Here is an 11,130-nt window from a genome sequence, read left to right as displayed (position 1 = left end):
ACCGTGTTATAGGGGATTTACTATATCCTTGATTTCTCTTAATGTAAGGGGTGGTTGTTTCACTTTTTTTGCAACTTCTTGGTGTGCAAAAAAATGAAACTTTCCGTTACTCGTTTTGTTTTGAGTACTTTGTCAATGAAGATAATAGTATTGACTACCGTGTTATAGGGGATTTACTATATCCTTGATTTCTCTTAATGTAAGGGGTGGTTGTTTCACTTTTTTTGCAACTTTTTGGTGTGCAAGAAAAATGAAACTTTCCGTTACTCGTTTTGTTTTGAGCACTTATTATCGCTTTATTTTTTAATGTTTTACATTAATATCCTTCACCTTCATCCTCTCCCAGAGAGAGAGGAGATATGATCAACTCTCTAATAGATACTTAGGTTTCATAAATGAACATAATAATATAGATTATTGTTTGTATAGTCATTTCGATGATAGGAGAAATCCCACATATTTTGTATTGGATGACACGATTTTTTCCGTACCTCTTTCGAAATGATACTAACTTATTAAAAGAAGCAAAGTTCTCCCTTTGATAGTTAGAAGGGATTAACTCATTGATTTATTGGTTGTTATTCTTGTTTTAATTTGGTTACTTTATAGGAAATAACACATTTGTCATGGATGATCTTAGAGAAGAATTTGCTGAATTAAAAAGAAAAGTAGATGCTATAGGAAAAAAAGATACGTGGGATAAAGTCAAAATAATTACTGGAGTATTATTGCCTTTAGCGATTGTATATATTGGACAGACATTTTCTTCATCGCAAATTGCTGCTGAAAGTAGATTCAATGAACAACAATTTGAATATCAAAAACAGATTTCAAATATTAATTCCAAAGTAGGGCAGGTAGGTCTTGTCGCTAATTTCTTTGATGCTTTGTTAAGTGACGAACCTGTTCGTAAAAAATTAGCTATTAAAGCCGTACTTATTGCATTGAAAGAAGATGGACCTGAATTAGTAAAGATTGTGCAAGAATCTGATAATACCACAGAGATCAAATCATTTGCTAAAGAAACATTAGATACAAAACGTGAGGAGTTAGTCCAACAGTTATTCAGTGATACTAAAATAGAAAGAATTAATGCTTATAATGATATTATATCTGGATGGAAAAATGACTCAGAGATGGTCAAAGAAATTGTAGCTTACGGAAACTCACATCTATCTAATAAAGATGGGGTCTATAATTCGATTATCACCTTATCAAAAATGAATAAAAAGGTATTGTCTCCTTATAAGGATGAGATTATCTCTTTTGGTGAATCTACAGAAGCTAATGGTGAAAAAACGAAAAAACAAGCTTTAGAACTTAAGTCTAGGATTCAGCAAGAAGAGTAACTAAAAAAGATGCTTAAAGACATTGAAATTAAGGTTGTCTAAAAGTACTTTCAACATGCTCAAGGTGATAATTAGTTCCTTTAGGCTCTTTTCAATAACAAAATGCCCAAGTAAATCACTTACTTGGGCATTTTGTTTATAATGAAGTAAAGAGATTAGCTATCTCCTAATAATTCAGCAATCTTATTCTCTAAGGCTTGACCTCTTAGGTTCTTTGCAATAATAGTTCCTTCTTCATCTAATAAGAAGGTTGCAGGGATAGCACGTACACCATACGATTTTGGAATTGGGTCTTGCCAAAATTGAAGGTTTGAAACATGGTACCAATCCATTTGATCTTTCTCAATAGCTTTGATCCAACGATTTTTTTGACCTGGTCTATCTAGTGATACACTTATAATGTTTAATCCTTTATCGTGGTACTTATTATATACGCGTACTACATTTGGGTTCTCCATACGGCATGGTTTACACCATGAAGCCCAAAAGTCAACAATAGTATATTTGCCTAAAGTCTCAGATAAGGCGAGTTCTTTTCCTTCTGGTGTTGCTGCACTAAATTCAGGTGCTTTATTACCTACACTAGCTAAATTTGAAGCAGCACGTTGAGATTTAAGAACAGCAATATATTCTTTGATACTCGTACCAAGAGTAGAAGTACGTATATCTGATGCTAATCCATTGTAATAATTTTCAGTTTCTTTTACATCAAGTACTTTGGCATTGATTAGATCAGATAGTGCCATAATAGCAACCATACTGCCTGAATTTTCAGTTAAAACATCTTTTTTTGAAGAGATAAATTTATCATCAAGTGCTTGAATTTGTGATGTGTATTCTGTAACCATAATACCATCGGTCTCTCTTTTTGCTTGATTAAGTTTTTGCCTGAGTTGTGCTTTTTTCTTATTTAATGAACGACTATTGTTAGTATACGTATTAAATAGTTCATTTTCTTTACTACCCGTTACAACAGAAGAAGCTATACTATCTTTATATAATGTGATGGTAAGTGGCGCTTGATCTTTTACCAGTAATAATTGTTGTCTGTTTAAAGAGTTGGTAATTATTTGCAAACCTTTGCCTTTAGCACGAGGCTTCGTAAATGTGAAGCTTTCTGCTGTTACTATAGCAGTATCTATGGCTATACGTTTGTTGTTTTCACCTAACTCTTGAAGATAGATTTCTGTACCATCTGGAATACCAGATGCAGTCCCTTTGATACTGTAATTTTCTTTTTTCGCGCAAGCAAAAACCAAAAGACCTAGAGCTACTATAAATATTCTTCTCATAAAATGCGTAAATTTGAGTAACAAAAGTAATTATTATCCGTCTAATATACTATGATCATACTTTGTTTTATAAGTATAACATAGTCGTAAGAAAATAATACACCCAACAAACTCATGGCTTTTTTAGAAGAAGATTTTCCGATGCAGATTCACGTTAGCTTTGAGAAGCTAGTAGAATCTTATAAGACATACTTGACTGATGACAGTGATGAACTTCATGTAAAACGTGCGCATCGCGTAATTGCTATTGCAGAAGAGTATCCTGAATTAATTAATGGTCTTACTAATGCACAGCAAGTAAGAAACTTACAGCCACAAATAGATTTACTTTTAGCAGATTTATTTTCTGATATTTTACAGCAAAATGAAATTAAAATAGCGTGTCTTCCTTTTAATGAGTTTATCATCAAGTCTTCTAGACGATATGAGAAAATAATAAAAGAAGCAGGAGATGATTATCAAGTAGAGATTAGTAATTTTGATAAAGATCACATGTATATCATGGGATGCTCGATAATCTTAAAGATGTCTGGTTATAAGATTGATTTTAGAAGGCCATTCTTTTATGATATTCCTGATGCAGATGGTATTATGAGGTATTATAGAATGCTTTATAATGCCGATTATATCAATATCGAAAAAGGACCAGACGCTCTTGATATTACAGATAGTGATGTCGAGGAATTACTAGATAATTTTGATAATATCGATCTGTGGAAGAAAAAATTTCCACCTCGTAGTTGGTATTTTAAAGGGTTTGTATTGGCAAATTTATATGATGCAACTTCAGATGTGTCATTATCTGAATTTAAAACAAGTCTTTTAAAATACGATAAAAGTGATGTAGATTTTATCGATGGTTTTCACAATATATTTCAAGCGATATTTAATCTTCCTGAAATTAAGGTAGGGTTTTCAAATTATAATGAAGAAGAAGAAACCTTAGAGCGAGTTCCTTATAATAATGTAGAAAGCTTTGTTTTAAATGCAGAGCAAAAGAGAGCGTGTAAAAGTGCTTTGTGTAGTGGCTCTTTTTATACCATATTTACACAAAAGCAATTCTTTGCAGTTTCTGATGTAGAACGTTATTTGAGTTCAGATCCTTCAGAACATTTTTATAAAAATCTATTAGATCAGAATATAAAGAGTGCCATTTTTGCGCCTATTTCAGATGGAGATAATTTTTTAGGACTTTTAGAAATAGTATCTCCTAACAAAGGTGAACTTAATAGTATCAATGCTAATAAGCTATTAGATGTAATGCCATATCTCCTTGATTCTGTAAAACGTTCTAGGGAACAAATGGAAAATGAACAAGAGGTGATTATTCAAAAAGAATGTACTTCTATTCATCCTAGTGTTTATTGGAAATTTAGAAAAGAAGCAAAAAGAGTGATGACAGCTCAGATAGATGGAGAAGCTTCTGTTTCATTTAGAGATATCATTTTTAAAGAAGTGTATCCATTATTTGGTCAAGTAGATATTAAAGGGTCATCTAATGCAAGGAATACTGCAGTACAAAAAGATTTATTATTACAACTTAATGAAGTTAAAAACATTATTGAGTTTGCAAATAAAGATCAACAATTACCGGTTTATGAGGAGTTTTTGTATAGAATAGTATCATTTACGCAAGATTTAGAAGAAGGGCTGCAAGTAGATAGTGAACGAGGAATTCTTAATTTTTTAAATCATGATGTACACCCTTTATTTGATCATTTAAAAAAGAAAGAAGGTATATTGGCTTCGCTTATTAAAGAATATAATGATTCTTTAGAAGATGCGATGGAGCTTATTTATAAAAACAGAAAGGATTATGATGAATCTGTAATGCTTATTAATAAGCGCATGGCGGCTGTATTAGATAAAAAACAGGAAGAAGCGCAACGTATGTATCCTCACTTTTTTGAGCGTTTTAAAACAGATGGAGTAGAGCATAATATGTACATAGGGGAATCCATTACCAGAGAAAATAGTTTTAATAAAATTTATCTCTATAATCTTAGATTATGGCAATTACAAGCAATGTGCGAAATGGAAAATGCACATTATGAACTTTCAAAAGAGTTACCCCATCCATTAGATGTTGCTTCGATGATTCTAGTCTTTAACACCTCTTTGTCTGTTCGTTTTAGAATGGATGAAAAACGTTTTGATGTAGATGGAACTTATAATGCTCGTTATGAAGTTGTAAAAAAACGTGTGGACAAAGCGTATATAAAAGGAACTAGTGAACGCGTAACGCAACCTGGTAAAATAGCGATTGTATATAGTCAAAAAGAAGATGAACGTGAGTACATGCGTTATATCAAGTTTTTACAAGCAAAACAATACTTAGGAGATACTGTTGAAATTGTAGAGCTACAAGACTTACAAGCAGTAACTGGTTTAAAAGCAATTCGTGTAGAGGTATTATACAAGATTCCTACTAAAAACGAAATGAAACAATATTATACTTATGATGATCTTATAGAAGAGATTAGATCTTAAATAAAAATAGCCTAGCAATTTTGCTAGGCTATTTTTGTATATGTAATAGTGATTATGTCAATACTATTGGTGCTTCTTGCATCTTAAAGAAGATAGCAAATGCTATTACAGAAGCAATAATTCCTATAATAAATACAGTATATGTTATTCTAAGAATACGGTATTTTCTATCTAATACGATCCCTAAAAAATATAAATCTTTTGTAAGCGCAGAATAGATATAATCTTTGTCTTGCATCATTTCATTAATAGCCCATTCAAAATCGGTGAGGCTCATTTTATGAAAATTACCAAAGAATAATAAGTTTACTTTCTTTTGTTCTACATCTTCTCTCGTAAATTTTCCCATCGTTACATTAGGGCGTGTCGCTAGTACAGATAAGATCATTGAGATGATACTAAATACTATGAAAACAACTGTAGGAACAATAAGATAAGAGTTTGATGGATTATCTAATTTTGGGATTAAATTTGATAATGCCATAGACAAGATAATGGCGTTTACTGACAATAAGATGTTAGCCTTTGTATCTGCAATATCACTTAATTTGATGTGATTACGTAGTGTAATACGAAACATTGATTGTACTCCTTTTTCAGGACTTTCATCTTTAAGCTTTGCTTTAAGCTTTTCTTTTTTCTTAGCTTTCTTTAGTTTCTTTTGCTCTTTGAGCATTTTCATAAGATTTGCATCTTTTTTGGGTTTCCAATATTCTATAGCATACGGTGTATAGTAATGATGAGCAGTTGTAAACATTTCTATATTACATTTTCGCCAAGCTTCTAGAGAATGCTCGGCAATACCTTGTATACGTAGTTCTTGTCGTAAATATTCACTCGCTTCTTCAAAATAACTTTTTGCAAAATGAGAGGCATCTGCATCTCTTAATATCTTATCAAGGTCAGTGACAGGAGTATTATCCATTTTTGTCGCCATAATGGCTTGACCTATACGCGTTATTCTATCTTTAGGATGTGCTTCTTTTGCTAGAAAATCTTCTGCTATTTTTACAGAATTCCCTTCATGCTCATCTCTTCCGTGTATATATCCTGTATCGTGTAAAAGTGCAGCAATTAAGATATCTTCCTTTTCTTCTTGAGATAGATCGCTTTTTTCTATAATTTCTTTAGTACTTTTATACACGCGTTTTGCGTGTACATAATTATGATAAATACATGTTTTTGGGAGTTTTTTTTCTAAAAGATCAGCAACAAAAGCATCCGTTTTTTCAACCAAAGATGTCATACGTAGAATTTTATTTTCTTAGACCTAAAATTACACTAAAAATTACATATGAAGATAAAATACCTTTTTGTTTCTAGTTTTATTCTCATTTTTATGTTTGGATGCGCAACGTATGCTCCTCAATATGCAAAGGATAATAAGCAAAGTACGCTTTCGCGAAAGCGTAAAAAGGCAACTTCCTTTTACCTTATCGGTGATGCAGGAGGAGCAAAGCAAGGTAAAAGCACCGATGCACTAACTGCATTAAAGAAAATAATTGATACTTCAGACACTAAAAATGATTATACCATTTTTCTAGGAGATAATATTTATCCTGATGGATTACCTGCTAAAGGGACTGAAGATAGAGAATTAGCTGCTTATAGATTGCAAGCTCAAGTAGATGCCGTTAGTAATTTTAAAGGGGATGTTGTTTTTATTCCTGGAAATCATGATTGGTATAACGATGGGCTTAAAGGTTTAAAGCGCCAAGAAGAATTTATAGAAGAGGCACTTAATGATAATGAAGCTTTTCAACCAGAAAACGGGTGTCCTATAGAATCTATATCTATTTCAGAAGAAATAGAACTAATTATTATTGATTCACAATGGTACATAGAAAATTGGGATAGAAATCCAACGATGAACGATGAATGCGAGATACGCACACGTGCTGATTTTTTTCTAGAAATTGAAAGTGAATTCAAAAAAAATAATGAAAAAACGATTCTTGTAGCAATGCACCATCCTATGTATACCAATGGGATACATGGGGGTACATTTGCTATCGAAAAGCATTTATTTCCTTTTCAAGCAAAAATACCGTTGCCCGGTATTGCGAGTTTACTAACGCAAGTACGTGGTCAAGGAGGTGTTTCCATACAGGACAGAGTTAATAAGCGATATACAGAACTTATGGATAGGCTTGCTACACTCTCTTATGATACCAATAAAGTGATCTTTGTTTCTGGTCATGAGCATAGTTTACAGTATATAGAACATGATGGAATTAAACAAATAGTAAGTGGATCGGGAGCAAAAAAATCTGCAGCGCGTCTTCGTAATGATGGATTGTTTGCATACGGAGGTCAAGGGTTTGCTGTTCTTGATGTGTATGATGATAGAGCTTCAGAAGTACGTTATTACTCAGCTATTGGAGGAAATCCAGCATTGCTTTTTCAAACAAAATTATTTGATAAGGATATAGAATACGATACTAGTGGTCTTCCGTCTTCTTTTGAACCTTATAAAGAAGCCGCTATATATTCACAAGAAGATGTTAATAAGAGTGATGGTTATAAGAAATTATGGGGGAATCATTATAGAAATGTGTATGGAACACCAGTAAGAGTTCCTGTGCTTACTCTAGATACGCTAAAAGGCGGCATCACTATAGATCGTAAAGGAGGCGGACACCAAACTAGATCACTGCGATTAGTAGATAAAGACGGAAGAAATTTTGCTCTACGTGCTGTTAAAAAGAGCGCAGTGCAATTTTTACAATCGGTAGTATTTAAAGACAATTTTGTACAAGAAGAGTTTAGAGATACGTTTACAGAAGAGGTGATTCTTGATTTTTATACCTCTAGTCATCCCTATGCAACACTTGCAGTAGGAACACTTGCCGATGCTATTGATGTATATCATACCAATCCGCAATTGGTATGGATGCCTAAGCATCCAACATTAGGAAAGTATAATCAGACCTATGGTGATGAATTATATGTTATTGAAGAGCGTCCAGATGATGGTTTTCTAGATGTTGCCTCTTTTGGGAAACCAGATAAAATAGAGAGTACGTCAGATTTGTTAGAAAACTTACGTGATGATGAAGAGTATAGAGTAGATGAGGCTTCTTACATCAGAGCGCGTCTTTTTGATATGCTTATTGGAGACTGGGATCGTCATGCAGATCAATGGCGTTGGGCACGTTTTGATTCTGAAAACAAGAAAGTGTATAAACCTATTCCAAGGGACAGAGATCAGGTATTCTCTAATTATGATGGCACTTTGCTTTCGTTAGCAAAAGCTTTAATACCGCCGGCAAGACAATTTCAAACATATGGACCAGCGCTTAAAAATATTGAATGGATGAACATCGCAGGAAGTAAGTTAGATCATGCATTACTTCCTAATTCAACCAAAAACGATTGGATTGCACAAGCTACTTTTATTCAAAAACACCTTACCGATGAGGCAATAGATAATGCTTTCACAAAATTTCCAGTAGAAGTCCAAGATGAAGTCCTTGAAGAAGTAAAAAAATCTCTTAAGTTACGCAGAGGGAATCTTGTTGATATCGCAAATGAATATTTTAATCAGCTTTCTAAGCTGGTTGTTATCAAAGGGACTGATAAGGATGATCACTTTGAAATTACAAGAGAAAATAATGGTACACGTATTCAAGTATCACGTATAAAAAAGGGAGAAGTGATGCCTCCTTTTATTGATCGATTAATAACTTCTAAAGAGACTAAAGAAATATGGGTATATGGTCTTGATGATGACGATACATTCCACGTAAGTGGAAAAGGAAAAAAACCAATTTTCATGCGTATTATCGGAGGGCAAAACAATGATAGTTATACCATAGATGATGGTAGACGTCTTAAAGTGTACGATCATAAAACAAAACCGAATACAGTTATTAAACGTGGAGGAGCAAACTTCAAAAGATCAAATATTTATACCAATAATACGTATGATTTTAATAAAACAATAACGCATGTAAATAGCATTCTTCCTTCTGTAGGTTTTAACCCTGATGATGGCATTAGTATAGGCTTGCAAGATACGTATACCGTAAGCGGATTTAAAAATGACCCTTACCATAGAAAACATATTTTTAAAGCTGGATATTTCTTTGCAACAAGTGGATTTGACTTAAGCTATGATGGAGAGTTTGCAAACTCAATAGGTGAGTGGAATCTTAAGATTGGTGCTCGATTTACGAGTGAAAATTTTGCGTTGAACTTTTTTGGATTTGGAAATGAAACTGAAAATTTTGATGATGATTTAGATCTTGATTTTAACCGTGTTAAAACAAGTATTAATGAAGTACATATTGGCGTTGTAAAGGATAATAATTATGGAAGTAGATTAAGTGCTACAGCAAAAGTAGAGCGTATCGAAATAGAAGATACAGATGGACGTTTTATTACGCAAGCTTTTGATGAAGATACCGCAATTTTTGATGCTCAATATTTTGCTGGAGCAGAAGCTTCTTATCAGTTTTTAAGTGCAAATAATCCTGCAAATCCTTCCAAGGGAATGGAGTTTTTATTAAAAGTAGGTTCTAAAGTGAATCTTGAAGATACGGATCGTATTTATGGATATATCTCTCCTAAGCTAGGATTTTATAACTCGCTTTCGCGAAATAAAAAACTGGTACTTAAAACATTAGTTCAAGGACAATTTAATATTGGTGATTCCTTTGAATTCTATCAAGGTGCAACGCTTGGCGCTCGTAATGGATTACGTGGTTTTAGGAATGAGCGTTTTACAGGAGAATCTGCCTTAGCTGGAAGTGCTGATGTAAGATATAGTTTTAATCAATTTAAAACAGGATTGCTTCCCATACAAATTGGTGTTTTTGGAGGAGGAGATTTAGGTCGAGTATGGCTTGATGGAGAAATAAGTGATACTTGGCATACTTCCTTAGGAGGTGGTTTCTGGGTGAATGCTGTCGATATGATTTCTGGTCAGTTTGGAGCCTTTAATTCTGACGATGGCCTTCGTATTAACTTTGGTTTTGGATTACGTTTATAACCTATATTACGTATTTAAAAAGAACAAATAGCATCCATAACTAGTATACAAATAAACAGGTATTTATACCTGTTTATTTGTATACGATAGTGGTTAGATTGATTTTCTAACCTCAAACTACCCTAATTATGAAAAGCATATGCTCTTTTTTAGTATTATTTATTCTTTGTATACCCGTATTTAGTCAGATTAACACAGGTATGGCACAACAAGCTACTATAGCGCTTTCTAATGATCTACATGAGTTAGAAATAGAACGTCTCGAACTTATTTCAAACATGTATGGAATGATGTATGAGATTAGTAGTCTTTTTACAGAACTAGAACGATCAGAAAGCTTAGAGCAATTATTAAAAAATTATGAAGAGTTACATGATGCTGGAAATGAAACAGAAACACTTTCAACCGACTATCAATTACATTTAAAACGTCTTGAAGAGATTAAAACACAGATTATTCTTCCAGAGCTTCATAATGCAGCCGGAGTAAGTCTTTCAGATTTAGAATCTATGAGTGTTTCTGAAGGATTTAGGCGTGTTATTGAAAGTAAGGTACAAGATGTCCTTAAAAAAACAGATCAATTATCTGGAGTAGGAGCAAAGGTGACAGAGCTTAACAATACTTCGTACGTAAGTCAGAATTTTAAAAAACAAATCAGTTGGTCTTTTGCTTTTTTAGTAGGTATTGTGATTGTAGGCTTTTTTATCATTGCATATAGAGATGATCAAATACGTAAATCTATTTTTACAGGAGATACAGGACTGCAATTCATTACAATCTTCTCTATTATTATTGCAATTATTTTATTTGGTATCACAGAAATATTAGGAGGAAAAGAAATTTCAGCACTTATAGGAGGTATTTCAGGGTATATTTTAGGACGTAGCGGTCTTACAGCTGTTGCTAAAACAGTAAAAGAACAAGAAAAGTAATTCATACATTCATCTAGTGATAAAAGATAAAGCCTACTTATATCAAGTAGGCTTTATCTTTTTCATAGCAATAT

Annotated in this window: 6 protein-coding genes; 4 read left to right on the top strand and 2 right to left on the bottom strand. The window is 33.0% G+C overall.

The features are described 5' to 3' along the window. Positions 1–626 precede the first annotated feature (626 nt). Positions 627–1,349: a hypothetical protein gene (locus Q1A01_RS06860; protein WP_299677963.1), complete on the top strand. Its 723-nt coding sequence runs from the start codon at positions 627–629 to the stop codon at positions 1,347–1,349. 155 nt (positions 1,350–1,504) lie between these two features. Here Q1A01_RS06860 and Q1A01_RS06855 read toward each other — a convergent pair whose 3' ends face one another. Then, complete coding sequence (locus Q1A01_RS06855) at positions 1,505–2,641, bottom strand: TlpA disulfide reductase family protein (protein ID WP_299677960.1); 1,137 nt, start codon at positions 2,639–2,641, stop codon at positions 1,505–1,507. A gap of 114 nt (positions 2,642–2,755) precedes the next feature. On the opposite strand from Q1A01_RS06855, the gene Q1A01_RS06850 reads away from it, so the two are divergent. Then, positions 2,756–5,131, top strand: coding sequence for a GAF domain-containing protein (locus tag Q1A01_RS06850; RefSeq protein WP_299677957.1), 2,376 nt, complete (start codon positions 2,756–2,758; stop codon positions 5,129–5,131). Positions 5,132–5,183: 52 nt separating this feature from the next. Here the strand turns inward: Q1A01_RS06850 and Q1A01_RS06845 are convergent, their stop codons facing one another. Continuing rightward, entirely contained in the window at positions 5,184–6,377 is a 1,194-nt protein-coding gene (locus Q1A01_RS06845; RefSeq protein WP_299677954.1) for a Pycsar system effector family protein, read from the bottom strand. 48 nt (positions 6,378–6,425) lie between these two features. On the opposite strand from Q1A01_RS06845, the gene Q1A01_RS06840 reads away from it, so the two are divergent. Both Q1A01_RS06840 and Q1A01_RS06835 read left to right on the top strand, forming a co-directional pair. Next, positions 6,426–10,124 carry a metallophosphoesterase gene (locus tag Q1A01_RS06840; protein WP_299677951.1) on the top strand — a complete coding sequence of 1,233 codons (3,699 nt, stop codon included), beginning with the start codon at positions 6,426–6,428 and terminating at the stop codon, positions 10,122–10,124. 128 nt (positions 10,125–10,252) lie between these two features. After that, a complete protein-coding gene (locus tag Q1A01_RS06835; RefSeq protein ID WP_299677948.1) occupies positions 10,253–11,056 on the top strand; it encodes a hypothetical protein in 804 nt (267 codons plus the stop codon). Positions 11,057–11,130 lie beyond the last annotated feature (74 nt).

Source organism: uncultured Dokdonia sp. (genome assembly GCF_947492815.1).
GTDB lineage: Bacteria > Bacteroidota > Bacteroidia > Flavobacteriales > Flavobacteriaceae > Dokdonia.
This window is presented reverse-complemented; position numbering and strand designations above follow the sequence as displayed.

Excerpts from the sequence above, each read along its gene's own strand:
- Q1A01_RS06835 (WP_299677948.1), top strand. The coding sequence starts at position 10,253 with ATGAAAAGCATATGCTCTTTTTTAGTATTATTTATTCTTTGTATACCC.
- Q1A01_RS06840 (WP_299677951.1), top strand. The coding sequence starts at position 6,426 with ATGAAGATAAAATACCTTTTTGTTTCTAGTTTTATTCTCATTTTTATG.
- Q1A01_RS06855 (WP_299677960.1), bottom strand. The coding sequence starts at position 2,641 with ATGAGAAGAATATTTATAGTAGCTCTAGGTCTTTTGGTTTTTGCTTGC.
- Q1A01_RS06860 (WP_299677963.1), top strand. The coding sequence starts at position 627 with ATGGATGATCTTAGAGAAGAATTTGCTGAATTAAAAAGAAAAGTAGAT.
- Q1A01_RS06850 (WP_299677957.1), top strand. The coding sequence starts at position 2,756 with ATGGCTTTTTTAGAAGAAGATTTTCCGATGCAGATTCACGTTAGCTTT.
- Q1A01_RS06845 (WP_299677954.1), bottom strand. The coding sequence starts at position 6,377 with ATGACATCTTTGGTTGAAAAAACGGATGCTTTTGTTGCTGATCTTTTA.